At 61.7% G+C, this 24,183-nt stretch carries 23 protein-coding genes and 2 tRNA genes; 23 read left to right on the forward strand and 2 right to left on the reverse strand.

The features are described 5' to 3' along the window. Positions 1-166 precede the first annotated feature (166 nt). From CEK66_RS03395 to CEK66_RS03425, 7 genes are all read left to right on the forward strand, one after another. Positions 167-661, forward strand: coding sequence for a GspH/FimT family pseudopilin (locus tag CEK66_RS03395; RefSeq protein ID WP_017911245.1), 495 nt, complete (start codon positions 167-169; stop codon positions 659-661). 25 nt (positions 662-686) lie between these two features. Beyond that, positions 687-1,163 (forward strand): type IV pilus modification protein PilV, encoded by a 477-nt coding sequence (gene pilV / locus CEK66_RS03400; RefSeq protein ID WP_152235958.1) that lies wholly within the window; start codon positions 687-689, stop codon positions 1,161-1,163. Then, complete coding sequence (locus CEK66_RS03405; protein ID WP_152235959.1) at positions 1,160-2,128, forward strand: PilW family protein; 969 nt, start codon at positions 1,160-1,162, stop codon at positions 2,126-2,128. The genes pilV and CEK66_RS03405 overlap by 4 nt, the downstream gene beginning before the upstream one ends. Then, positions 2,125-2,706, forward strand: coding sequence for a PilX N-terminal domain-containing pilus assembly protein (locus CEK66_RS03410; protein ID WP_017907234.1), 582 nt, complete (start codon positions 2,125-2,127; stop codon positions 2,704-2,706). Before CEK66_RS03405 ends, CEK66_RS03410 begins: the two co-directional genes overlap by 4 nt. Before the next feature lie 10 nt (positions 2,707-2,716). After that, positions 2,717-6,466 (forward strand): pilus assembly protein, encoded by a 3,750-nt coding sequence (locus CEK66_RS03415; protein ID WP_152235960.1) that lies wholly within the window; start codon positions 2,717-2,719, stop codon positions 6,464-6,466. After that, complete coding sequence (locus CEK66_RS03420; protein ID WP_152235961.1) at positions 6,466-6,888, forward strand: type IV pilin protein; 423 nt, start codon at positions 6,466-6,468, stop codon at positions 6,886-6,888. The genes CEK66_RS03415 and CEK66_RS03420 overlap by 1 nt, the downstream gene beginning before the upstream one ends. Positions 6,889-6,977: 89 nt before the next feature. Next, positions 6,978-7,054, forward strand: a tRNA-Asn gene (locus tag CEK66_RS03425). A gap of 44 nt (positions 7,055-7,098) precedes the next feature. On the opposite strand, the gene CEK66_RS03430 is transcribed toward CEK66_RS03425, so the two are convergent. Continuing rightward, positions 7,099-7,749: a Tfp pilus assembly protein FimT/FimU gene (locus CEK66_RS03430; RefSeq protein WP_226978481.1), complete on the reverse strand. Its 651-nt coding sequence runs from the start codon at positions 7,747-7,749 to the stop codon at positions 7,099-7,101. Between the two features lie 33 nt (positions 7,750-7,782). Here CEK66_RS03430 and uvrB point away from each other — a divergent pair, with 33 nt between their 5' ends. The 4 genes from uvrB to CEK66_RS03450 all read left to right on the forward strand — a co-directional run bounded on the left by uvrB (position 7,783) and on the right by CEK66_RS03450 (position 12,325). Next, positions 7,783-9,813, forward strand: a complete 2,031-nt coding sequence (gene uvrB, locus CEK66_RS03435; protein WP_152235962.1) for an excinuclease ABC subunit UvrB — start codon at positions 7,783-7,785, stop codon at positions 9,811-9,813. A 98-nt stretch (positions 9,814-9,911) separates the two neighbouring features. Next, positions 9,912-9,986, forward strand: a tRNA-Val gene (locus tag CEK66_RS03440). A gap of 152 nt (positions 9,987-10,138) precedes the next feature. Continuing rightward, positions 10,139-10,396 (forward strand): hypothetical protein, encoded by a 258-nt coding sequence (locus CEK66_RS03445; RefSeq protein ID WP_152235963.1) that lies wholly within the window; start codon positions 10,139-10,141, stop codon positions 10,394-10,396. Positions 10,397-10,651: 255 nt separating this feature from the next. Then, entirely contained in the window at positions 10,652-12,325 is a 1,674-nt protein-coding gene (locus tag CEK66_RS03450) for a type IV secretory system conjugative DNA transfer family protein (protein ID WP_150409464.1), read from the forward strand. A 185-nt stretch (positions 12,326-12,510) separates the two neighbouring features. Here the strand turns inward: CEK66_RS03450 and CEK66_RS20310 are convergent, their stop codons facing one another. Then, entirely contained in the window at positions 12,511-12,648 is a 138-nt protein-coding gene (locus CEK66_RS20310; RefSeq protein ID WP_193312563.1) for a hypothetical protein, read from the reverse strand. 77 nt (positions 12,649-12,725) lie between these two features. On the opposite strand from CEK66_RS20310, the gene CEK66_RS03455 reads away from it, so the two are divergent. The 12 genes from CEK66_RS03455 (at position 12,726) to CEK66_RS03510 (ending at position 24,172) form a co-directional block, all read left to right on the forward strand. Beyond that, positions 12,726-13,148, forward strand: a complete 423-nt coding sequence (locus CEK66_RS03455; protein WP_017916128.1) for a hypothetical protein — start codon at positions 12,726-12,728, stop codon at positions 13,146-13,148. Positions 13,149-13,209: 61 nt separating this feature from the next. Continuing rightward, entirely contained in the window at positions 13,210-14,220 is a 1,011-nt protein-coding gene (locus CEK66_RS03460; RefSeq protein WP_152235964.1) for a VirB8/TrbF family protein, read from the forward strand. Continuing rightward, positions 14,217-14,978 carry a TrbG/VirB9 family P-type conjugative transfer protein gene (locus CEK66_RS03465; protein ID WP_017911235.1) on the forward strand — a complete coding sequence of 254 codons (762 nt, stop codon included), beginning with the start codon at positions 14,217-14,219 and terminating at the stop codon, positions 14,976-14,978. Before CEK66_RS03460 ends, CEK66_RS03465 begins: the two co-directional genes overlap by 4 nt. Next, complete coding sequence (locus CEK66_RS03470; RefSeq protein WP_152235965.1) at positions 14,975-16,153, forward strand: TrbI/VirB10 family protein; 1,179 nt, start codon at positions 14,975-14,977, stop codon at positions 16,151-16,153. Before CEK66_RS03465 ends, CEK66_RS03470 begins: the two co-directional genes overlap by 4 nt. A 19-nt stretch (positions 16,154-16,172) precedes the next feature. Further along, a complete protein-coding gene (gene virB11, locus CEK66_RS03475) occupies positions 16,173-17,216 on the forward strand; it encodes a P-type DNA transfer ATPase VirB11 (RefSeq protein ID WP_017907223.1) in 1,044 nt (347 codons plus the stop codon). A gap of 146 nt (positions 17,217-17,362) precedes the next feature. After that, positions 17,363-18,238 (forward strand): lytic transglycosylase domain-containing protein, encoded by an 876-nt coding sequence (locus CEK66_RS03480; protein WP_193312564.1) that lies wholly within the window; start codon positions 17,363-17,365, stop codon positions 18,236-18,238. A 73-nt stretch (positions 18,239-18,311) separates the two neighbouring features. Continuing rightward, complete coding sequence (locus tag CEK66_RS03485) at positions 18,312-18,707, forward strand: TrbC/VirB2 family protein (RefSeq protein WP_017911231.1); 396 nt, start codon at positions 18,312-18,314, stop codon at positions 18,705-18,707. Continuing rightward, the gene (locus tag CEK66_RS03490; protein ID WP_010340363.1) at positions 18,700-19,011 is read left to right on the forward strand and encodes a VirB3 family type IV secretion system protein; all 312 of its coding nucleotides are present in this window, start codon (positions 18,700-18,702) and stop codon (positions 19,009-19,011) included. The genes CEK66_RS03485 and CEK66_RS03490 overlap by 8 nt, the downstream gene beginning before the upstream one ends. A gap of 169 nt (positions 19,012-19,180) precedes the next feature. After that, positions 19,181-21,652 carry a VirB4 family type IV secretion/conjugal transfer ATPase gene (locus CEK66_RS03495; RefSeq protein ID WP_152235966.1) on the forward strand — a complete coding sequence of 824 codons (2,472 nt, stop codon included), beginning with the start codon at positions 19,181-19,183 and terminating at the stop codon, positions 21,650-21,652. Positions 21,653-21,716: 64 nt separating this feature from the next. After that, complete coding sequence (locus tag CEK66_RS03500) at positions 21,717-22,502, forward strand: hypothetical protein (RefSeq protein ID WP_051064752.1); 786 nt, start codon at positions 21,717-21,719, stop codon at positions 22,500-22,502. 79 nt (positions 22,503-22,581) lie between these two features. Continuing rightward, positions 22,582-23,673 carry a type IV secretion system protein gene (locus CEK66_RS03505; RefSeq protein WP_017907217.1) on the forward strand — a complete coding sequence of 364 codons (1,092 nt, stop codon included), beginning with the start codon at positions 22,582-22,584 and terminating at the stop codon, positions 23,671-23,673. A 64-nt stretch (positions 23,674-23,737) separates the two neighbouring features. After that, positions 23,738-24,172: a DUF4189 domain-containing protein gene (locus CEK66_RS03510; RefSeq protein ID WP_081613217.1), complete on the forward strand. Its 435-nt coding sequence runs from the start codon at positions 23,738-23,740 to the stop codon at positions 24,170-24,172. Positions 24,173-24,183: the final 11 nt, after the last annotated feature.

Raw genomic sequence — 24,183 nt, forward strand, 5'->3', positions numbered from 1 at the left:
ACGGTCCGTCCACTCCCCCATATCCGCCATCCGTCGGCAACGGCTGGCGCGGTCGCGGTCCGGCCGCTAGCGTGGCCGGCGGGAGAATCTGGGGAAGGATATGGCTGTTCCTTGCGCGCGTGGCCTTGCCGAGCGGACGCAGCGTGGTTTCACGCTGGTGGAATTGATGGTCACCGTGGCGGTGCTGGCGATCATCATGGCGCTGGCGGTGCCCAGTTTCACCGGTCTGATCCGCAGCAACCGCTTGACCGGCGCCGCCAACGAACTGATCGCCGCGGTGCAGTTGACGCGCTCGGAGGCGGTGCGCCTGAACGGTGGCGTCAGCCTGTGCCGCAGCGACGACGGTGCGACCTGCGCCAGCGGCGGCAACTGGACCCGCTACCTGACCGTGGCCCGCGACGGCACCGTGCTGCGCAGCACGACCCTGCGCACTGGCCTGGTCGTCACCAGTACGACCCTGGATGCGATGGGCGACAAGCTGACCTTCGGAGCGGACGGCATCGCGCGCAACAGCAGCGGTACGCCGGTGACAGGAGGCATCGTCGTCTGCATGGCGGTTACCAACCCATCCAACAATGTCCGGAGCGTCAAACTGATGGGCGGCAGCCGCGCCCAGGTCACATCGACATCCGACGGCGGCAGCTGCACCACCACCGGCTGAGCCGGTTCCGGCAAGCGGAGACACCATGAAGCGGTTCGAGAACGGCAGACATATGGCGGGCGTCACCCTCATCGAGGTGATGATCTCGGTGCTGATCCTGGGGGTGGGGATGCTGGGCGTGGCGGCGATGCAGACCACGGCGCTGCGCAACAACCAGAGCGCGCTGCAGCGCAGCCAGATCGTCATGCAGACCTACACCATCCTCGATGCGATGCGGGCCAACCGCAGCGCGGCGATGCTGGGGGCCTACAACACCGGCAGCATGCTCTGCACGGCGCCGGCGGCGGGCGACCTGGTGGCGAACGACAAGGCGGTCTGGCTCAGCGGGTTGAAGGCGGCGATCGGGGGCGACCCGGCGACCACGTGCGGCTCCATCGCCTGCAACGACGGCAATTGCACGATCACTGTGCAATGGGACGACAGCCGCGGCGTGAACTCCAGTGCTGGCGGCAACACCAGCGGCAGCGCGACCCAGACCCTGAGCACGACGGCCCAACTGTGAACACACTGATCGCTCGGGCGCTGCCACGGCGCCAATCCGGCTTCAACCTGATCGAGCTGATGATCTCGATGCTGCTCGGCCTGCTGGTGGTCGGTGCGGCGATCGGCATCTTTCTCTCCAACCGGCAGACCTATGCGGCGACCGAGGGCCTCAGCCGGCTTCAGGAGTCGGCCCGGACCGGTTTCGAGATGATGGCACAGGACATCCGCGAGGCCGGCGGCAATCCGTGCGATTCCGGATTGCCGGTCGCGAACGTGCTGAACAATCCCACGGCGAGCTGGTGGATGAATTGGGCGCTGCCGCTGACGGGCTACAAAAACAGCAACCCGTCCGGTCTCACCGTCACGGCAGGCACCGACGCGATCCAGATCCTCTCCGCGGGTACCGGCGGCGCCACCGTGACCGCGCACAACCCGGCGAACCAGACGCTGACGCTCAACGCGGCAGCACCGGACCTGCACAGCAACGCGATCATGCTGCTGTGCGATCGCCAGCAACTGGCCGTGCTGCAGGTGAACAGCGTTTCCGGCACCACGGCCAGTTACGCGAGCGGCGGCCTCAATACCTGCACACGGCTCGGACGCCTGCCGGGCGTGTGCGTCGCCGGCTCGAACAATTACACCTACGAGATCAACTCCATCCTGACCGAAGTGCGGGCGGTGCGCTGGTATGTCGCGGCCAGCAGCGGAGGAACGGGCGGCACCTCCTTGTATCAGGAAGTGGCCTTGCCTGGCGGCACGAGCCAGAAGAACGAAATCGCCGATGGCGTCACCGGCCTGCAGTTCAAGTATCTGTCCACCGGCGGCACCGCCTATGCCGATGCCAGCGGCGTGGGCAACTGGGCCAACGTGATCGCGGTGAAGATCGACATGACCGTCAGCGCCGATACGTCGGCCGGCGCCAACAAGCAGCCGGTGACGCGGACATTCAGCACGATCGTGAGCATCAGGAACCGGAACCCGTGAACACGTCGCCATCGCCCCGCCGGCAGTCCGGCATTTCGCTCATCGTCGTCCTGTTGCTGTTGCTGGTGATGACCCTGCTGGGGCTCGCCGTCTTGCGCGGCACGCTGCTGCAGGAGCGCATGTCCTCCAACATGTACGACCGCAGCCTGGGGTTCCAGGCCGCCGAAGGCGCATTGCGCGATGCGGAGAAGCTGATTCAGACAGAGGCTGGCAAGGGCAACACCGTCGGCTTCAACTGCGTGAAGGTCCCCGGCACCGTATGCCCTGCCGTTCCCAGCAACACGTATACCGGCAATGCCTCCAGCGGCTGTGCGCTGGGCACCCAGGAGTGCTGGGTGGACGGCACGGTGACGCCGACGGGCCAGGCCGTGCCGGCCCAGTACTACATCCAGTATCTGGGCCAGCGCACCAGCGAGGATCAGCTGGGCCTGGGGTCGAGCATCAATCAGAACCAATACGGCGGCACCGGCGGCACCTCGCTGGAGCACTACTACCGAGTCATCGCGCGCAGCGGCAACCCGGCCGCGTCCAATGGCCGGGCCATCGTCGTGCTGCAGACCAACGTCACCGTCAAGTAAGGATCCCACTATGACCAGTCGAGCGAAGAAGACGACGTACCGGGACTGGCTCCTTGCCGTGGTGGCCGGTCTATTCATCGGTACCGTCGGCGGCGCCGGTGCGGATGTGGATGTCTCGCAGTCGCCGCTGTATGTGGGCAGCGACGTGCCGGGCAACCTGGCATTCGTGCCATCGGTGGAGTTCCCGACGGTGATCAGTAAGGCGAATTTGTCCGATACGTATTCGGCGACGACCAAATTCGTGGGCTATTTCGATTCCGGCAAGTGCTACAGATACCACTACAGCGATACAGAAACTGATCGCTATTTTTATCCGGTCGGACTGCTGGGCAAAAACCCGGGCAGCTATTCCTGTGGCGGGGCCGGCGTATGGGCGGGGAATTTCCTGAATTGGGCGGCCACTCAGACGATCGATCCTTTTCGTTCGGCGTTGACGGGAGGGTATCGCGTACGCGATACCGCGACTGAGACCATTCTCGAGAAGGCGATCGCCGATCGCGACAGTACGGGCAATTTTCCGCGGCGCTTCATAAGCAACAACCAGGTGCTCATCTCCGGTGGAACGGCGGCCAACTGGCAAAGCTTCGGGATGCGCATCGATGGTCTCGGCAACAAGATGAATTTCGCCGCAAGTAACCTCGGAAATGCGCCACGAACTGCGATCGCCTACGACCCTAGCAAGCATGCCCTCGATGGCAGCTACCTTATGCCTGACGGTTCGCCTTGTACGTCCCCTCAGAACATTGGCTGTGTCCAGGATACGAGCCTGACGTTCCAGGTGTCTGTTCGGGTCAAGGTCTGCGATGCCAGTCTGGGTGCCTCGTATCTCGAGGACAACTGCGTCGCCTATCCCAACGGAGGCTATAAGCCGGAGGGGTTGATTCAGCAGTATTCCAAGCGCATTCGCTACAGTGTCTTCGGTTACAAGAACACTGACGATCCTTCCGTGGATAGCGGTATTTTGCGCGCAAACCAGAAGTTCGTCGGGCCATATACTTACAACCCTGATCAGGGAGCGCTTGCGAATGCGGCGCGAGAGTGGGATCCGCAGACTGGCGTCATCTATCAAAATCCCGATGTTTCCGACGCTGCAGCAACGACCGCGGCGATTGGCGGGACAGACCCTCAGTATCAGGTCGTCAACAGCGGCGTCATCAATTATCTGAACAAGTTCGGTCAACTCAATACCGGCAAGAACGTCAAGTCGTACGACGATGTCAGTGAGCTCTATTACGCCGCAATCCGCTATTTCAAACACCAGGGTAATATCGCGGCCTACTCTTCGTTGAGCGGAAACGCGCAGCAGCGATACCAGCAAGCCGATGGTTTTCCGGTCATCACTCAGTGGAACGATCCGATTTCCTATCGCTGCCAGATCAATGTGATCTTGGGTATCGGCGACACCAATACGCATTTGGACAAGAATCTGCCAGGCAACACCACCAACCTGAGTGGCGAGCCGGCCACACCTCCGGAAGTGACCCGCGATACCTCGGTCAGCGTCATCGACCGTATGACCCAGATCTGGCGTAAGGAAGGCAAGTCTGCCAACGACGCCGCCTCCAGCGCGGTCACGTCGCAGTTCAACAGCGACAAGAACTCCGCCTACATCGCAGCGCTCGCCTACGACGCGCACACCAAGGATCTGCGTCCCGACACCGCCAGCGATGGCTTGCCTGGCAAGCAGACCCTCTCCACACACTGGGTCGACGTTGTGGAATATGGCGATTACAAGTCGCCGAGCACCAACCAGTATTGGCTGACCACGAAGTACGGCGGTTTCCGTGTGCCGGAAGGCTACGATCCGGAGACCAATATCAGCGCCTTGGCGGACTCCACCTGGTGGGACGGCAGCTCCTACGTCAATGGCAATGCCAATTACAAGAAGCCGGACAATTACTACCTTGCCGCCGACGCGGAAAAGATGGTGGCGAGCCTGCGCCAGGCGTTCGAGCGCATCCTGGAGGAGATGAAGGGGTCTGCAGCCTCCCTCGCCAGCAATACGACCAAGCTTGAAGCGGGCGCGCGGACGTACCAGTCCGTGTTCTACAGCGGCACCTGGCGTGGCGATGTGGTGGCGTACGACGTCAACCAGACCACCGGCGCGCTGACGCAGGCGTGGAGCGCGGGCGCGCAGCTCCCGGCCTGGGATACCCGGACGATCAAGTTCGTCAACTCGAATGGGAATCTGGACAATTTCGCCTACGGCAAGCTCGCCGGAACGCCGTTGTCGTCTGCAACGCAGAACCAGATCAACTATCTGCGTGGCGATCGCTCGCAGGAGAAGGCCAACGGTGGCGTCCTGCGTACCCGTAGCGGCATCCTTGGCGACATCGTCAACTCGCAGCCGGTCTATGTGGGAGCACCCAATCCACGGCTGTACACGACGGCGACGTTCAACGGCGCCAGCGCTTATGCATCCTTCGCTGCGGCCAAGTCCACGCGCGCGCCGATGATCTATGTCGGTGCCAATGACGGCATGCTGCATGGGTTTGATGCCAGCACCGGTGCGGAGAAGTTCGCCTTCGTGCCGAAAGCGGCGATGACCGGGTTGCTGGACTACACCGATCCGAACTACCAGCACCGGTATTACGTGGATGGCGAACTCACCGTGTCGGACGTCTACTCCGGGGGCAGCTGGCGCTCGGTGCTGATCGGCACCATGGGGCGGGGCGGAAAGGGCATGTTCGCGCTGGATGTCACCGATCCCAACAACATCACTCTGCTGTGGGACAAGACCTCCACGACCACCGACCTCGTCGGACTGGGCAACAATCTCGGCAAGCCGATCATCGGGCAGCTCGCCAACGGCCAGTGGTACGCGATGCTCGGCAACGGTCCTAACAGCAGCGGCGATTCGGCCGATCTCATCCTGGTGAATGCCGTCACCGGTGCGTCCAGCCGTATCCCGACGGGGTCGAGCGGCAACAATGGCCTGTCCGGTGTTTTGGCCTGGTCGTCCAACAACGATTTCATCGTCGATCGTCTGTATGCCGGCGATCTCAATGGAAATGTCTGGCGGTTCGACATGTCCGGCGCGACCGGGACGGTGCGCCAGCTGTTCTCAGCCAACTATGCGTCCAAGGCGCAACCGATCACCGCTGCACCCACGGCGGCGAAGGATCCGGCGACGGGCCTGACCTGGGTGTTCTTCGGGACCGGCAAGTACCTGTCCAGCGGCGATCTGGGCAACAAGGACGTGCAGAGTTGGTATGGCCTGATCGACCGCGGCAGCACCATCCCCTCCAATCGTTCCTCTCTGAACAAGGTCAACATCCTGCAGGAAGGCACCGTCAACGGCTTTGCCGTGCGCGTGATCGAGGACAAGCCCAACGCCGGGCAGGATGGCTGGTACATGGACCTGCTGTCGCCTCCCGGCACGCCGCAGGGCGAGCGCATGGTGGTGTCCAACTTCTTCCAGGGCACGGCGCTGATCGGGACCACGCGTATTCCGGATTCGGGCGATGTGTGCAGCCCCAGCGGCAAGGGCTTCGTGATGGCGATCAACCCGTTCACCGGCGGCCGGCTGTCGCAATCCTTCTTCGACTTGGACGGCAGCGGCGGATCCAGCACCGGCGATACACTCAATGGCACCCCTGTCTCCGGCATCGGCCTGAACAGCAGCCCCAACAGTCCGATCTTCATTGGCAACCAGATGCAGATCGCGTTGGATAACGCGAGTACGACCACGCTCGGTACCAACAGCAGCGCGCTCAGCATGAAGCGCGTGTCCTGGCGCGAACTTCTGAGGAACAATTGATGCGACTTTCTTCCTTTCCGTCCCGCCGGCAGCGCGGCTTCACCCTGATCGAACTGATGATCGTGGTCGCGATCGTGGGTGTTCTGGCGGCGATCGCGTTCGCCAGCTATCAGTCGCACGTCATCAAGGCACGCCGCTCGGCCGCGTCCGTCTGTCTGCAGCAGGGGGTGCAGCTCATCGAGCGGTACTACACGACCAAGATGTCGTATGCCAATGTGCCGCTGCCGACGTGTCCAAGCGATGCGGTGCAGTTCTATGATCTTTCGTTCAGCGTCGCTCCGACTGCGAATGCGTTCAAGTTGACCGCGACGCCTCGTACGGGCAGCCCGCAGGCCAAGGACACCCAGTGCGGCGCGCTCAGCATCGATCAGAAGGGGACGCGTACGACGTCCACCGGCGCTGGCGAGGGCACCTGCTGGTGAAGCTGGGCCGGTAGGGCGCAGTTGCAGTCAGGAAAGCACGGTTTGACCCCTTGCGGTCGGCATGAGGCCTCTATACAATGCGCCTCCCCGCCCGAATAGCTCAGCCGGTTAGAGCACTTGACTGTTAATCAGGGGGTCGTTGGTTCGAGTCCAACTTCGGGCGCCAAATCCGCAAAGGCCGCGAGCGATCGCGGCCTTTGCTTTTGTGCGTCAGTCAGGCGTCCGGCAGGGCATCGGTTCGGTCGCTTTTCGCGTGCGGATGCGTCCGGTGTTGTTGACCACCACCGCTGCGCGTAACCGGCCCCGCTCGCAGATGTTGACGGTCAGGTTGCTGCCGGCGCTGCGCCCATCGGGCAGGAAGCGGACCGAGGGGCGGCCTTGGTTCGAGCGCAGAACCAGGTCGCTGGCGCCCGATGCGCTGCCTTCGCTGAGGATGCTGTCCGGCGCGATCGGCTGGCCTTGCCGTTCCGGGTCGCGGAACACCAGCCAGCCGTGGCTCCAGTCGCTGTCGCTGCGGCAGCCGCCTTCCCCGTTGGACGGGCAGGCGCTGACCGGGACGCCGAAGCTGATCGCGCTGCTGCGTGCCAGGGCGAAGTGCGCGCTCAGCTGGTGCGTGGCCGCCGTCAAGCGCTGGTTCGCCAGCAGTTCCCGGAACGCCGGCAGGCCGATGCCGGCGAGCAGGCAGATCACCGCCATCACGATCATGGCCTCGAGCAATGTGTAGCCTTTGGCTGCAGCGTTCCGCATGTCCGTCGTCTCCCGGTGCGAGGTCGCCAGTCTCGCGGCCGGGCGGCAGGGCTTGAATGAGGGGGTTGTGCGTTCCCATGTAGGAAATCTCCCCGGCGCGGGGTCGGCCGACACTGTCGGCCTCGCTCTTCACCTTGAGGCTTGTGCATGTCCGACCGTTTCCAACTCGTATCGCCGTATTCGCCGGCCGGCGACCAGCCGCAGGCGATCGAGAAGCTGGTGGCCGGCTTCGAGGCCGGCCTGGCCAAGCAGACCCTGCTCGGCGTGACCGGGTCGGGCAAGACCTACACCATCGCCAACGTGGTCCAGGCGATCCAGAAGCCGACCCTGGTGATGGCGCCGAACAAGACGCTGGCGGCGCAGCTGTACGGCGAATTCAAGGCGTTCTTCCCCAACAACGCGGTCGAGTACTTCGTCAGCTACTACGACTACTACCAGCCCGAGGCCTACGTGCCGTCCTCGGACACCTTCATCGAGAAGGACAGTTCGATCAACGAGCACATCGAGCAGATGCGCCTGGCCGCGACCAAGACCCTGCTGTCGCGGCGCGATGCGCTGGTGGTGGCGACGGTCTCGGCGATCTACGGCCTGGGTGCGCCGGAGGACTACCTGTCGCTGCGGCTGATCCTGTCGATCGGCGAGCACGTGGAGCAGCGCCAGTTGATCCGCCACCTGACCGACCTGCAGTACACCCGCAACGAGTACGAATTGCACCGCGGCAGTTTCCGCGTACGCGGCGAGGTCATCGATGTGTTCCCGGCCGAATCCGACAGCGAGGCCTTGCGCATCGAACTGTTCGACGGCGACGTGGAGCAGCTGACCCTGTTCGATCCGCTGACAGGCGAGACGCTGCGCAAGCTGCAGCGCTACACGATCTATCCCAAGACCCACTACGCCACCACCCGCGAGCGCACGCTCAGCGCGGTGGACACGATCAAGCTGGAGCTGAAGGATCGGCTTGAGCAACTGTACGCGCAGAACAAGCTGGTCGAGGCGCAGCGGCTGGCGCAGCGTACCCAGTTCGACCTGGAAATGATGGCCGAGGTCGGCTTTTGCAACGGCATCGAGAACTACTCGCGGCATCTGACCGGCAAGGCGCCGGGCGAACCGCCGCCGACCCTGTTCGACTACCTGCCGCCGGACGCCTTGCTGGTGGTGGACGAGTCGCACGTCACCGTGCCGCAGATCGGCGCGATGTACAAAGGCGACCGCTCGCGCAAGGAAACCCTGGTGGAATTCGGTTTCCGCCTGCCGTCGGCGCTGGACAACCGGCCGCTGCGCTTCGAGGAATGGGAGGCGCGCTCGCCGCGCAGCATCTATGTCTCGGCCACGCCGGGGCCCTACGAGTTGCGCGAGTCGGCCGGCGAGATCACCGAACTGGTGGTGCGCCCGACCGGGCTGATCGATCCGGAAGTGGAGATCCGGCCGGTGGCGACCCAAGTCGATGATCTGCTGTCGGAGATCAACCTGCGCGTGGCCGATGGCGACCGCGTCCTGGTCACTACGCTGACCAAGCGCATGGCCGAGAACCTCACCGAGTATCTGGGCGAGCACGGGGTGAAGGTGCGCTACCTGCACTCGGACATCGACACGGTCGAGCGCGTGGAGATCATCCGCGACCTGCGCTTGGGCAAGTTCGACGTGCTGGTCGGCATCAACCTGCTGCGCGAGGGCCTGGACATGCCGGAGGTCTCTTTGGTCGCGATCCTCGATGCCGACAAGGAAGGCTTCCTGCGCTCCACCGGCTCGTTGATCCAGACCATCGGCCGTGCCGCGCGCAACCTGCGCGGCAAGGCCATCCTCTACGCGGACAAGATGACGCGTTCGATGCAGGCCGCGATCGACGAAACCGGGCGCCGCCGCGAGAAGCAGGTGGAGTACAACCTGGAATACGGGATTGTCCCGAAGTCGGTGGCGCGCCCGATCGTGGACATCCTGGAGGGCGCGCGCGAGGACGCGACCGAGGCCAAGTCGGGCAAAGGCAAAGGCAAGGGCAAGGCGCGCCGGGTCGCGGAAGAGCCGGCCGACTACCGGGCGCTGGCGCCAGCGGAGATCGCCGCGCGGCTCAAAGCGCTGGAGCAGGAGATGTACCAGCACGCGCGGGACCTGGAGTTCGAGGATGCGGCGCGGGTGCGCGACCAGATCAAGAAGCTGCGCGACGCCAGTCTGGTCGGCTAGGCGGGCCGCAGCGGCGCCCGATCGGAAGGTGGGTATTGTTCTTGTCCGCCAGGTGGGCTAAGATTCGCGCCCCTGCAGCGGTGCGCCGCGGCAGAGAAGGGCGGTTAGCTCAGCGGTAGAGCACTACCTTGACATGGTAGGGGTCACAGGTTCGAACCCTGTACCGCCCACCACGACGCGAAGAAGCGAACGTGGAAACGACAAAGCCGGCAGACGCCGGCTTTTTTGTGTCTGCGCTCACGCCACCGGGTGCGTTCGGATGCTGGCCGCGCGGCCGGGCTTGCTTTAGCATCCGAACGGACGATCAGGCGAGGAGGCCAGGCGCATGGTGGAATACCATCATACGGTGCAAGTCAAAGGACGCTACCAGCTCGTGGCGTTGACCCGGGAGCCGGACTACAGCCCGGCCAACGTGGTGGGCTATACGGTCACCACCGACGGCGGTGCGCGGGTGGATCCGCACGACATGTCGTGGGACGAGGCGCGTGTCTTCCTGGACACCCTGATCGAGCGCGATCGGGACGCGGTCAGCGCGGAAAAGAAGCCCTCGCGGAACAAGCCGAGCACGCGGCAGCGTCGCTAGCGCGCCATGCACGTCTGGGCGGGCGAAAACCCGCCGGTAGCGATCGCTCCGCAGAACATGCCGGAGTCCCGGGCATTGCGCAGACGCCATCTGGGGCCTGGCGCTTGTGACGGGCTGACCTCCCTGGCCAAGCGCCGTTTCCGGTCGATGCCGTGCTTGCAGGTCCTCCTGCCGCGCACACCACCGACGCAACTCCTCTCAAAGCACGGAACTCGCTCTAGAATGTCGGCCAGGATGGATCAGGGAGGATAGGGCTTGTCGAATCGTAAACTCGTTGCGGCGGCGCTCGTCGTCGTGCTCACGGCCGTCTGCGGCTATTTCCTGTCCGGCTACCTGGTCCTGCTGCTGCTGAAGCTGGACACGCGGATGTTCGGGCTTGGCACCTACTACCAGTACGTTCACGCCATCGGCTTGCCGGAGGTGGCTCCGTACGTCGGCAAGATCAAATGGGCCGGCTACCTCGGCTTCGGCTTGCCCGGCCTGGTGGCCCTGCTGATCCTGGTGCTGATGTTCAAGCCGCCCAAGCGCAGCCTGCATGGCGACGCGCGCTTCGCCGGCGCGGCCGACCTGTCCAAGCATGGGCTGTTCAAGACCAGCGGCGACGGCATCGTGGTCGGCAAGTTCCGCGGCAAGCTGGTGCGCCTCAGTGGCCAGCAGTTCGTGATCCTGGCGGCCCCGACCCGGTCGGGCAAGGGCGTCGGCGTGGTCATTCCGAACCTGCTGGAGTACCAGGAATCGGTGGTCGTCCTGGACATCAAGCAGGAGAACTTCGATCTGACCAGTGGCTGGCGCGCCAGCCAGGGCCAGGAGGTGTTCCTGTTCAATCCGTTCGCCGAGGACCGTCGCACCCATCGCTGGAATCCGCTCAGCTATGTTTCCGACGATCCGGCGTTCCGCGTCTCGGACCTGATGAGCATCGCCGCCATGTTGTATCCGGATGGCTCCGACGACCAGAAGTTCTGGGTCAGCCAGGCGCGCAATGCGTTCATGGCGTTCTCGCTGTACCTGTTCGAGAACTGGGACGACGAGCGCAACATCGGCTTCCCCGGCGGGCTCGGCACGCCGACGCTGGGCGCGATCTACCGCCTGTCGTCCGGCGACGGCACCGACCTGAAGAAGTACCTGAAGTCGCTGTCGGAGCGGCGTTTCCTCAGCGGCAATGCCAAGTCGGCGTTCTCCAATCTGCTGTCGCAGGCGGACGAGACCTTCGCCTCGATCATGGGCACGCTCAAGGAGCCGCTCAATGCCTGGATCAATCCGGTGCTGGATGCGGCCACCAGCGACAACGACTTCCTGCTGACCGACCTGCGCAAGAAGAAGATGACCATCTACATCGGGATCCAGCCCAACAAGCTGGCCGAGAGCCGCCTGATCATCAACCTGTTCTTCAGCCAGATCATCAACCTCAACACCAAGGAGCTGCCCAAGAGCAATCCGGCGCTGAAGTATCAGTGCCTGCTGCTGATGGACGAGTTCACCGCGATCGGCAAGGTCGACATCATCGCCTCGGCAGTGTCATATATGGCTGGCTACAATGTCCGCCTTCTGCCGATCATCCAGAGCATGGCCCAGCTCGATGCCACCTATGGCAAGGACATCTCGCGGACCATCATCACGAATCATGCACTGCAGATTCTCTACGCTCCGCGCGAGCAGCAGGATGCCAACGACTACTCCGAGATGCTCGGCTACACCACCTTCCGCAAGAAGAACGTCACCCGCGGCAAGGATGTGACCCGAAGCGTGTCGGAGGAGAAGCGGGCGCTGATGCTGCCGCAAGAGTTGAAGGCGATGGGCAACGATCAAGAGGTGTTCTTGTACGAGGGCATTCCGCATCCGGTGAAGTGCGACAAGATCAAGTACTACAAGGATCGCTACTTCACCGCGCGGCTGCGTCCCAAAGTCGATATTCCGACGCTCTCGATATGAAAGTGTGACGAAAAACACCTATTTTTTGGGCGTATTTATCATTTGAACGTTTTTTTGCCAAATGCTTGACGTGGGCATGCCCCTGCGGCACATTCTCGCGAGTATGGCGGTGCGTTGGTAACAGAAACAGGAACAGGGGCGTGGGCCGAACGGCGCACGTAAGGGGTGACATGGAAGGTTTGCTGTCAAATTCCGTTTTCTTCGGCGCTGATCGCGCGGCCTCGGATACGTCCCGTTGTCTGCAGCAGATCCGTGCCCGCGCCGTTTCCGGCGCCTTCCTTGCCGCGACGCGCGTGTCGTGCCGTCGCGTCGAACTTCGCCATCCAGCAGTGGGCCGCCTGCGCGCCGCCCGCTCTCTATACGTTTCCGCAATTCAGAGGCTCGCGTGAAAAGAACGCATATGTTTCGGCTGATCGCTACGTTGAGTGCCGTCGCGCTGTTGAGTGCCTGTGCAACCAGGCCGGCACCCGATTTCCGTGGCAAGTGGAAGCCGGTCAACCGTTTCTCCGAGTCGACCATGGAGATCCCGCTGTACTCGTCGTACGTGTATCAGGCGATCCCGATGGACGGCACGCTCAAGACGATGCTCGAGCGCTGGGCCAAGGATTCGAACATGCAACTGTCCTACGGCATCCAGTCCGATTACACGCTGTATGCCCCGGTCGCCAAGATCAACACCACCAGCATCCAGCAGGCGGTCGCCGAGCTGAGCGTGGTCTATGCGCAGGAAGGGCTGAGCGTGACCGCGGCGGGCAATCGCATCCTGGTGCAGCCGTCGTCGTCGCTGAGCGGCGCGCCGGCAGCCAGCGGCAGCGCGAAGTGACGTCACCGTCGGCCTGCACGCTGCGCGCCGACAGCCACATTACGAAACCTGGTGAAGTCTGATGTTCGGTAAAAAGCCGGTCGAAAGCGAAAACGTCAACAAAGCGGTAGCGAAGGCGGTCAACTACGAAATCAGCATTGCTGATCTGGCTCGCCGCAGCGAGCGCCGTGCGTGGTGGGTCGCCTTCGGCGCGATCATCATGTGCCTGCTGTTGGGCGGCGGTTACTACTACATGCTGCCGCTGAAGGAGAAGGTGCCGTATCTGGTGATGGCGGATGCGTATACCGGCAATTCCTCGGTGACGGTATTGCGCAACAGCGGCGATGTGCAGAGTGTCACCAACAGCGAAGCGCTGGCCAAGAGCAACGTGGCGCGCTTCATCACCGCACGTGAGTCCTACGATTCGGAGATGATGGGGCTCAACGACTGGAATACGGTGTTCTCGATGGCGCCGCGGGACACCGCGGTGGGTGCCGAGTACTTCAATCTGCACGCACCCAACAATCCCTCGGCCCCGTATTACACCTATGGCAAGGCGCGGTCGATTCGGGTCAAGATTCTGAGCATGAACCTGCTCGGCGGGGGCAATAAACCGTATACAGGCGCGAACGTGCGCTTCCAGCGCAGCATTTATGACAAGAAGACGGGGCAATCCACGTTCCTCGACAACAAGTTCGCCATTATCGGCTTCAAGTACAACAGCAATCTGGCCATGGACGACGAACTGCGGGTGCAGAATCCGTTGGGGTTCCAGGTGACCGATTACCGGGTCGACAACGACTACTCGGCCATGCCAGTGCCACCTTCGTCGGCCGTGCAGGCTCCTGAGACCGGCGCGGTTCAGCAGCCTGCGGCCGCGCAGATGCCGGGAGCGGCGGGCGAAGTGCCGATGCAGCGGATGCCAGGTCAGCCGACGGCACCAGGCGCGAACGGTACGGTGCCGGCCACGCAGCCGGCGCCGATGGCCAATCCGGCGAGTGCGCCTGTCTATCCAGGGGCGCAGCCGGCTGCGGCAGCCCCTGCACCCAACGTTGCACCTCAGCACAACGGTAATGGAGCGAACGTTCGATGAGTTTCCTGACGAAAACCGGTTCGGCGCATCTTGCGTTGCTGGCTCTGGGTCTGTTCGCGCCGATTGCATCGGCCCAGGTGGTTCAGCAGTACGAGTACGAGCCTGACAAGATCTATCAGGTGCGTACCGGCCTGGGCATCACCACCCAGATCGAACTGAGCCCGAACGAGAAGATCCTCGATTACAGCACCGGTTTCACCAGTGGCTGGGAACTCAGCCGTCGCGAGAACGTCTTCTACCTGAAGCCGAAGAACGTCGACGTCGATACCAACATGATGATCCGCACCGCCACCCACTCCTACATCCTCGAATTGAAGGTGGTAGCGACGGATTGGCAGCGGCTGGAGCAGGCCAAGCAGGCCGGCGTGCAGTACAAAGTGACCTTCACCTATCCGAAGGACACCAGCTTTGCCGCCGCCAGCGACGAGGTGAAGGACGAGTCGCAGCTCGACACGCGCTTGACCAAGGATCGTCATTACTACTTCGACTACGACTATTCCACGCGTTCCAAGCAAATGTGGATCGTGCCGAGCAGCGTCTACGACGATGGCAAGTTCACCTACATCAAAATGGATCTGACGCGTTTCCCCACTGGCAACTTCCCGGCGGTGTTCGGTCGCGAGAAGGAGAGCGATGAGGATTTCCTGGTCAATACGACAGTCGAGGGCAACACCCTGATTGTCCATGGGACCTATCCCTTCCTGGTCATCCGCCACGGCAAGAATGTTGTCGGCTTGCGTAGGAACAAGCAAAAGTGAACTCGAATCTACCCCCGTCTGACGAAAACTACGGCAACGACCACGGTCAGCCGCGTTCCCCGCATGCGGACGATGCGCCGCGCGAGAATCCCTATTTCGCTCGCCAGCAGCAGACCGCTGACCCGGATCTGGACGCCAATGAGCCGGTGCTCCGCTCCAGCGATCTGAAGAAGCTCAATCGCAAGGCGCTGGTGTTCCTGGGCGGCATCGCCGCGCTGTTGATCCTTGCGATCTTCTGGCTGGTGAGCGGCAGCAGCACGCCTGAGCCGGCACCGAAGCCGCGCCAGGAAGCGGTGGTGGCGCCTGCGTTGCCGCAGACCGCGGCGCCTCCACCGGTGCAGCCGGCCGAGCCGGTGCCACTGGCCGAGCAACCGAGTCTGCCGCCGTTGCCGCCGATGCCCACCGATACCGACACGCAGACGCAGTCGGCTCCGCGACAGGAGCGTGGGCCGTCCTTGCTGGAGCGGCGCATGGCCGGCCTGCAACAGGACGCCGGTGGCCAGGGCCTGGGTGGCATGATGCCGGGACAGGAGCAGGGTGGCGCGCCGATGCAGCAGGAGCAGGAGACCTCTGCCAAGCCGATCGCCAACCCGGACGGTCTGCTGGTGCGTGGCACTTACATCCGCTGCGTGCTGGAAACGCGGATCATCACCGATTTCCCCGGCTTCACCTCCTGCATCATCACCGAGCCGGTGTACTCCATCAACGGCCGCCGCCTGTTGCTGCCGAAGGGATCGAAGATCCTCGGCCAGTACGGTCCCGGGGAACCGACCGGCCCGCGCATGCAGGTGGTCTGGGATCGCATCACCACCCCTACCGGCATCGATGTGACCCTGGTTGGTCCCGGCGTCGACAACCTCGGCAGCGCCGGCCACCCGGGTCAATACAGTGCGCATTGGGCGAGCCGCATCTCGTCCGCGCTGATGATCAGCTTGCTCAGCGACGCCTTCAAGTGGGCGGCGGCCGAGCATGGCCCGAAGACCACGACGACCGGCCTCAATTCCGGCATCGTCACCGAGCAGCCGTACGAGAGCAACACGGCGCAGTCCATCCAGCGTCTGGCCGACCAGGCCCTGGATCGCCGCCGTCCCGCCACCGTGACCATCAACCAGGGCACCATCGTGAACGTCTACGTCGCCAAGGACGTCGACTTCACGGCCGTGCTGCCGCGTTGACAGAGATCGAGACAGCGACGTGACGTTCGACGACTCTCCGACCGCGCAGATCTCCACGGACTTCCTGGATTACCAGTACTCGGTACTGGGCATCCTGGATTACCTCAACTCGCCGGACGTGACGGAAATCTGCATCAACCGTCCTGGCGAGCTGTACCTGGAGACCCTGCGTGGCTGGCAGCGGATGGATATCCCGTCGCTGACGTTCGATCGCGCGCGGCAGTTCTGTACGGCGGTGGTCAACGAGAGCAATACCGGCCAGCGCATCACCGATGCCGATCCGGTGGTGTCGTTGACCTTTCCCACCGGACAGCGCGCGCAGTTCGTGATCCCGCCGGCCTGCGACGCCGGCAAGGTGTCGATCACCATCCGTCTGCCGTCCAAGCACACCAAGACCCTGGAGCAGTACAAGGAAGACGGCTTCTTCCAGGAGATCCTGGAGGTGCAGTCGGGTCTGAGCGAGCAGGATCGCGAGCTTCTCGAGCTGCGGCGGCAGCGCGATTACGCCGAGTTCTTCAAGAAGGCGGTGCTGTTCAAGAAGAACGTCGTCGTTGCCGGCGCCACCGGTAGCGGCAAGACCACCTTCATGAAGTCGCTGGTGAATCACATCCCGCACGAAGAGCGGCTGGTGACGATCGAGGACGCGCGCGAGCTCTTCATCAGCCAACCCAATTCCGTGCATTTGCTCTACTCGAAAGGCGGACAAAGCACGAGCAACGTCACCGCGAAGAGCTGCATGGAAGCATGCCTGCGCATGAAGCCCGACCGCATCATTCTTGCGGAGTTGCGCGGCGACGAGTCGTTCTACTTCATCCGCAACTGCGCTTCCGGTCATCCCGGTTCCATCACCAGCTGTCATGCTGGCAGCATCGGGCAGACCTGGGATCAGTTGGCGCTGATGGTCAAGGCGTCGGCCGAAGGGTCGGGCCTGGAGTTCGCCGTCATCAAGCGGTTGTTGATGATGACCATCGACATCGTTGTCCACATCAAATCGCACGCGGGCCGGCGCTATATCACCGGTATCGATTTCGATCCGGAACGCATGCAGTCGGGCGGGGGATGAATATGTTCATTAAGGTGATAGGGCGAAGCGGCGCCGATTGACTTTGAATTTTTCTTCCAACACGATTGATTTGCGACATCTGCGGCGTTCTGGGCGATTTGCCACGACGTCGATGCATAGGGAGTAACCACGGCATGTTGCCAGGCATGGAACTACTCAGCTGTCCCGAAATGGCGGTTCCGGCTGAAGTCATGCAGCACGTTGTGCGCGTCGAGTCGTCGCACAATCCGTTTGCGATCGGTGTGGTCGGTGGTCGCCTGGTGCGCCAGCCGCAGAACCTGTCCGAAGCGGTGGCCACGGCGCGGATGCTGGAAGAGAAGGGCTACAATTTCTCCCTCGGTCTCGGGCAGGTCAACCGCTACAACCTGATCAAGTACGGCCTGGATACCTACGAAAAAGCATTCAAGACCTGTCCCAATCTGCAGGCCGCCTCGAAGATCCTGGCCGAGTGCTATAGCCGCTCCGGCGGTAACTGGGGCAAGTCGTTCAGCTGTTACTACTCCGGAAACTTCGAGACCGGGTACCGCCACGGTTACGTGCAGAAGGTCTACGCGTCGATCAACCAGGGCAGGGCGCTCGCCGCGTCCACCGCTGGTGCGATCCCGGTGATCCCGGCCGGAAGCGTGCGTCGTGCGCTCAACGACTCGGTGAAGGCCGCGGCGGTGCGCGAAGTCGATTCGATCGTGTCGCGGCGCATCGACGCGGCGGCGAACCAGCTTGCCAGCGGCCTGGCCGCGCAAGGTCAGCCATCTCTGCGCCCTCAGGCTGCCGTCGCGGCGCCAACGCAGCAGACCGCTGGGACAGTTGCGGCCGCACCAGCGGCGCAACTGTCCGCTGCAGATTCCGATCTCTACGTAATACGACCTACAGGCGCCGGCAAAGGAGTGGCGGTTCCTGCAGGTGGCGGAGCGTCCCCAGCTCCGCACGTTTCCGCACACGCGCCTCAGGCCGTGGCGGGAGCGACCGTTCCTGGCGCAAGTACGCCGCCGCCGACGCCTGGCGACGGGGCCTTCGTATTCTAGCCAGATGCAGTAGCGCGGCCATGCAAATGGCTTTTTGATCACCCCCTGTTTTCCAGTCAAGGAGATACTCACGATGTTCAAGAACAATCAGATGAAGTCGAACGCCAAGGTCATCGGCACGGCGGCGTTGCAGGCGGCGGTGTTCACCGTGGCCCTGCTCGCGTCCAGCTTCGCGATGGCGCAGGACTATGCCGGTGCCGATACCAAGGTCTGCAACTTCCTCGGCAAGACCAACAATATCCTGAACATGGCGTCCATCGTGGTGGTGACGATCGCGGTCGTCTTCGCCGGCTACCAGATCGCGTTTGCGCATAAGCGCGTTTCCGAAGTGGCGCCGGTGCTGCTAGGTGGCGTGCTGATCGGCGCGGCCGGCCAGTTGGCCAAGATGCTGATCGGCGACACCGGCCAGAAGCAGTGCACGGCCACTGCGGCGATCGATATGATCCAGCACGTTCTGCACTATGCATAAGAACGTGCTTTTCCGGGGTTGCACCCGACCGGCGATGTTTTTCGGGGTGCCGTACATCCCGTTTTTCATCGGCGCGGGTGGCGGCTTCCTGATGGGTATCTATTTCGATATGTGGCTGCTGCTGCTCATTCCGGTCATCGTCTTCGTCATGCAGCAGATGACCAAGCGAGACGAGATGATCTTCCGCATGCTCGGGTTACGCTGGATGATGCGGATGCGCGTGCGCAACCTGCAGCGCTATTCCGGCATGTGGGTGTTCTCGCCGAATGAGTACAGGAAAGAGGTGCCGGGCGCCAAGCGCTAGCTTGGAATCCGGCATCGGGTCTCGACCCCATGCACGACGCCTGTGTCGTGCATGGGGTTGTTCGGTTTTTCGTGTCGACGCGCGATGGCTTGTCTGAGCGAGGTCGGCAGTTCCCGGGGTATGCGCGCCGGGCCTTGGCAAGACGAAACGGATTCTGAGTCACTTCATTATGTTCATCCCGGATACTTCGATCAGCGAGTTCATTTCCATCTCCACGCATGTGGCGCCGTCCGTGCTGAAGACGACGGGAGGAGATTTCATGCTGGTCTGGCACTTGGGCGGGCTTCCGTTCGTGGGCCGCGAAGAGTGGGAGATCGAACACCGTCACAACACCTTCAATCGCATGCTGCAGACGCTGCGTGCTCCGGATTTCGCCAATGTGGCGTTCTGGGTGCACGATGTGCGCCGCCGTCGTCGCATCAAGAACGAGGGCAAGTTCCAGCAGGCCTTCAACCAGGATTTGTCGGACCAGTATTACGGCGCCTTGTCGTCGCAGAAGATCATGCAGAACGAGTTGTACATGACCATGATCTATCGCCCGGTGGTGACAGGTAAGCGTCTCATGGACAAGTCGTCGAGCATTCCGCAGTTGCAGTCCGAGCAGGACCAGGCGATCGCCAAGGTTCTCGAACTGGCAGGCAACGTCGAAGCCGTGCTGAAGGATTATTCGCCGTACCGGCTTAGCATGTACGAGGCCAGCAATGGCGTGGTGTTCTCCGAGACGCTGGAGTTCTTCGGTTATCTGATCAATCGCATCGACGAGCCGGTACCGGTGCTGCAGGCGCCGGTGCCCGCCTATCTGCCGGTCAGCAAGCACATGTTCGCCAACAAGACCGGCGACTTCGTGATCAAGACCCCGGAGGGTGTCAATCATTTCGGTGCCATTCTGAACATCAAGGAGTACACCGACGGAACCTATCCCGGCATCCTCAATGGCCTGAAGTATCTCGACTTCGAGTATGTGGTGACCCACTCCTTCAGCCCGATGGGACGGCACGATGCACTGAAGGTGCTCGATCGCACCAAGGGCATGATGGTGTCCTCCGGCGACAAGGCGGTCAGCCAGATCCACGAGCTAGACCTGGCGATGGATCAGTTGTCGTCTGGCAACTTCGTTCTGGGCGAATATCACTTCACCATTGCCATCTACGCCGATACGCAGGAGAAGCTTTCGCAGCAGGTGGCGACCACCCGCGCGGAACTGTCCAATGCCGGTTTCGTCTCGACCAAGGAGGATCTGGCGGTCGCTTCCTCCTTTTACGCGCAGTTGCCTGGCAACTGGCGCTACCGCACGCGTATCGCCAATGTCAGCTCACTGAACTTCCTCGGTCTGTCGCCGCTGCACAACTTCGCCCAGGGCAAGCGCGAGAACAATCCGTGGGGCGAGTGCGTCACCACCTTGCAGACCACCAACGGCCAGCCGTACTACTTCAATTTCCACGCGACGCATCCGGCGGAGAACTCGCTCGGCGAGAAGGCGATCGCCAATACCATGGTGATCGGCAAGTCCGGTACCGGTAAGACCGCGTTGATCAACTTCCTGCTCAGCCAGGTGCAGAAGTTCGATCCGATTCCCACCATTTTCTTCTTCGACAAGGACCGCGGTGCCGAGATCTTCGTGCGTGCCTGCGGTGGCAATTACCTGGCGCTGGAGAACGGCAAGCCCACCGGCTTCAACCCGTTCCAGTGCGAGCGCACCGAGGCGAACGTGCAGTTCCTGGCCGACCTGATCAAGGTCCTCGCAGGCAAGATCGAGTACACCTCGCGCGAGGAGGAGGACATCTTCCGCGGCGTGGAGGGCATGCTCGACACGCCTATGCATCTGCGCAGCATGACCAACTTCCGCAAGAGCCTGCCCAACATGGGCGACGACGGTCTGTACGCGCGCATGCGCAAGTGGACGGCCGGCAACTCGCACGGCTGGGTGTTCGACAATCCGGTCGATACGATCGACCTGGAGAAGGCCAGCATCATCGGCTTCGACTACACCGACGTCATCGACAATCCGGAAGTGCGGGTTCCGGTCATCAACTATCTGCTGCATCGGCTGGAAGCCCTGATCGACGGCCGGCCGCTCATCTACGTGATGGACGAGTTCTGGAAGATCCTCGATGGCAAGGGCGGCCTGAAGGAATTCGCCAAGAACAAGCAGAAGACCATCCGTAAACAGAACGGCCTGGGTATCTTCGCCACCCAGAGCCCGGAGGATGCGCTTGCCAGCGACATTTCCGCGGCGCTGGTCGAACAGACCGCGACGATGATCCTGCTGCCCAATCCCAATGCCAGCAAGGAAGACTACATGGACGGCCTCAAGCTCACCGAGGCCGAGTACCAGGTCGTGGTCAGCCTGGACGAGCGCTCGCGCTGCTTCCTGGTCAAGCAGGGCCATGGATCGTCGGTGTGCCAGCTCAATCTGCGCGGCATGGACGATGCGCTGTCGGTCATCTCGGCGTCGACCGACAATATCGAAATCATGCACCAGGTGCTGGAGCGCAAGGCCAAGGAGCACGGCGTCGCGCCGGACGATCTGACGCCCGAGCAGTGGTTGAACGAGTTCTACGCACGTCGCAAGGGCTCCGGAAAATCGGGTCCTGCGAGGTCGGTGTCTTCGGATAATCGGGGGGCGGCGGCGGTCAGCTGACCGCTTCGCCCAGTCACGCGTGGCAATCTTCTACAAGATCTGTGTTGAGGTGTTTATGGATAAGATGACGAAAGTCTTTAGCCGTACAGGTGTCGTTGCTGCAATTGCGCTGCTCACGCTGTTGCCCGCTACTGCTTTTGCGCAGTGGAAAGTGATCGATAAGACGCAAATTGACGAGAATAAAGCCAATACAAAGACGCTGGATCAGAAGCTGGACAAGATCCGCGGGGATAACGAGGTCGGCAAGGCCGAGAAACAGAAGTCCAGTGGCGATGAGGTCGACAAGCCGAAGGAAAAGCTGGTCAAGGTCGACGACAACTACGGTGTGTCCGATTGTGCTAGCAAGACTGCTGGCACTCCCGTGTCAACTGAACAGCAGCAGACCTGCGAATTGATCCAGCGTACGCGTAACTCGCAGTTCAATTACATGGTGGCGATGTACGACATCACCGAAAAGCGGTTGCAGCGCCTGCGCGATCTGGAACAGCAGCGTGCGAAAATCAGCACGAACCAGATCGGCTTGCTGGAAGACAACACGAACAAGCTGATCGCGTTGCGGGCGCTGATGGATATCGATCGTCAGCAGATGGAAGCAGCGATGTTTGCCTACGAGAAGCGCTTGTCCTACCTGACCCAAGTGCAGTCAGCTGGTGGTTGGGCTGCTATGCGCGGCAAGAAAGCGCCTTCCGCCACCAATACTGGTGGAGGTGGCAGCTTGTTCGATGCGTTTGCCGGCCTTAGCGACCTGGCCCAGACGATCGCCGCTGGAGCAGTGATGAAAGGGGCACTGGAGTTGGCTAAGTCGAAAAAGCCTGATGGTGACTATAAGTCTTTGAGTATTGAGAATTAGTCTGTGTTAAGTGCTGCTTGGTTAAAAGTGGCTTGATGGCGGTTTGGCTCAGTGATGAGCATGGCATTATGGAGCGGTCATGAATTTCTTGCAGAATTACGCTAATTACGAGTTCTTCAAAGCCATCAACAATTTTCTGCGAGATGAAATCGACTACTTCCAGTGGTCATTGCTCATTCGCATGTCCGATTGGGTTGCAGTGACCGCGCTGAGCGCGTTGACGCTTTGGATTCTGTTCAAGGGCTACCAAGTTGCGACTGGTCAATCGCGCGAGTCGGCCATGGAGTTGGTCGTCAAGTCGTTGCGGTCGGCGCTGATCATTGGTGTGGCCATGAGCATGGTGGCTGCGGCTCGGCCTGAAGGAATGAAAGGACTGTATTGGAGGCTGACCGATGGACTGAGCAGCGCGATCGTTTACACGGTGACCGGTAGCTCACAGAGTCCCTATGAGGCAATCGACGACAATCTGGCGATGATGCAGATCGCCATGACAAGTATCGATCAGATCGACAGTGCTGGTAATCCGGACATCGAGAAGGAGAAGGATCGCGCGAGGTTGTTCAGTGGGATCGGAATGGCTGGTCCTGGAATCGTGGGCGGCTCGTTGTTGTTGCTGAACAAGTTGGCAATGGCACTGTTCATCGGCTTTGGGCCATTGTTCATTCTTTGCCTGCTATTTGATGCCACAAAGTCATTGTTCCAAAAGTGGTTGACTTATGGGATCGGCACGGTGTTCTCCTTGGGGGTGCTTAGCTTCACGGTTGGCTTGGCGACGAAAGTCGTCGCTGTGGTAGGTGCCGCGTTCTTAGCGAAGTGGGCTGTGTCGGGTGGTGCAACTGAGGGCGTCGGCAGCATGTCATTGCAGCAGGGTGGTATCGGTTTGGTATTGAGTACCCTAATCATTACTGCGCCACCTATGGCGGCTGCATTTTTCCAGGGCACGCTCGGCCAATTCTCTCCTTACTCTGGCTTTGGTCAGGTCGGACGGGATCCTGCGTCTGGTAGGCCTCGCGCGCCGCAGTCACCTGGTGGCGAATCGGCGTTTCGAGGAGGAGATTTCAATTCGTCTCAGTCCGTCACTCCTAATCACTCCACAAGGCAGGTTCAGTTTTCTTCTGACGCTTCTGGTCAAACAGGTGCCGGTAGGTACAGGCCGCAGGACGTCGTTTGATAATATGTTTGGAGGTGATGTTTTGAAGGCGATAGTCTTTGCTTCTTGCTTACTGCTCAGTCCGATGGCCTTGGCGCAAACTGCCTGCCCGTCGGGAGTGGCTCCTGGCAGTCCTCAATGTGGCCCGAGCCCCGGAGGCGAGGATGGGTCTGCGCGGTTGACGGGAGAGTGGATCAAGACGTGGGGGGCTATCGCACGTGCGTCCAGCGGAGATGTCGGAAGCAGCACTGGAAGGTTTTCGGAATCGGATGCTGAGGCCGGTGCGTTGGAAAGGTGTGCTGGCCTCGGAAATTCGGACTGCAAGGTTGTTTTTACCTACAAAAACCAGTGTGTTGCCGTTGTCCAAGGTCCTGATGGAACTGGGGTGGGGAAAATAGTGAGTGGCGCGACCGTGAGCGCCGCGAAGAAAGAAGCGCTGCGTCGCTGTAAAGAGGCTTCAGGTTCTGAGTGCACAGTCATAGGGACGGATTGCTCTAAGCCCTACTTCAGGGAATATTGATTTTCTTTTTG

It is taken from the genome of Xanthomonas sp. LMG 12460, from assembly GCF_009192895.1.
GTDB lineage: Bacteria > Pseudomonadota > Gammaproteobacteria > Xanthomonadales > Xanthomonadaceae > Xanthomonas_A > Xanthomonas_A sontii.

Coding starts and splice junctions, on each gene's coding strand:
- CEK66_RS03495 (WP_152235966.1), top strand. CDS start 19,181: ATGTTCATCCCGGATACTTCGATCAGCGAGTTCATTTCCATCTCCACG.
- CEK66_RS03420 (WP_152235961.1), top strand. CDS start 6,466: ATGCGACTTTCTTCCTTTCCGTCCCGCCGGCAGCGCGGCTTCACCCTG.
- CEK66_RS03510 (WP_081613217.1), top strand. CDS start 23,738: ATGGCCTTGGCGCAAACTGCCTGCCCGTCGGGAGTGGCTCCTGGCAGT.
- CEK66_RS03455 (WP_017916128.1), top strand. CDS start 12,726: ATGTTTCGGCTGATCGCTACGTTGAGTGCCGTCGCGCTGTTGAGTGCC.
- CEK66_RS03500 (WP_051064752.1), top strand. CDS start 21,717: ATGACGAAAGTCTTTAGCCGTACAGGTGTCGTTGCTGCAATTGCGCTG.
- CEK66_RS03490 (WP_010340363.1), top strand. CDS start 18,700: ATGCATAAGAACGTGCTTTTCCGGGGTTGCACCCGACCGGCGATGTTT.
- CEK66_RS03465 (WP_017911235.1), top strand. CDS start 14,217: ATGAGTTTCCTGACGAAAACCGGTTCGGCGCATCTTGCGTTGCTGGCT.
- CEK66_RS03445 (WP_152235963.1), top strand. CDS start 10,139: ATGGTGGAATACCATCATACGGTGCAAGTCAAAGGACGCTACCAGCTC.
- CEK66_RS03505 (WP_017907217.1), top strand. CDS start 22,582: ATGAATTTCTTGCAGAATTACGCTAATTACGAGTTCTTCAAAGCCATC.
- uvrB (WP_152235962.1), top strand. CDS start 7,783: ATGTCCGACCGTTTCCAACTCGTATCGCCGTATTCGCCGGCCGGCGAC.
- pilV (WP_152235958.1), top strand. CDS start 687: ATGAAGCGGTTCGAGAACGGCAGACATATGGCGGGCGTCACCCTCATC.
- CEK66_RS20310 (WP_193312563.1), bottom strand. CDS start 12,648: ATGGCGAAGTTCGACGCGACGGCACGACACGCGCGTCGCGGCAAGGAA.
- CEK66_RS03460 (WP_152235964.1), top strand. CDS start 13,210: ATGTTCGGTAAAAAGCCGGTCGAAAGCGAAAACGTCAACAAAGCGGTA.
- CEK66_RS03480 (WP_193312564.1), top strand. CDS start 17,363: ATGGAACTACTCAGCTGTCCCGAAATGGCGGTTCCGGCTGAAGTCATG.
- CEK66_RS03415 (WP_152235960.1), top strand. CDS start 2,717: ATGACCAGTCGAGCGAAGAAGACGACGTACCGGGACTGGCTCCTTGCC.
- CEK66_RS03485 (WP_017911231.1), top strand. CDS start 18,312: ATGTTCAAGAACAATCAGATGAAGTCGAACGCCAAGGTCATCGGCACG.
- CEK66_RS03395 (WP_017911245.1), top strand. CDS start 167: ATGGTCACCGTGGCGGTGCTGGCGATCATCATGGCGCTGGCGGTGCCC.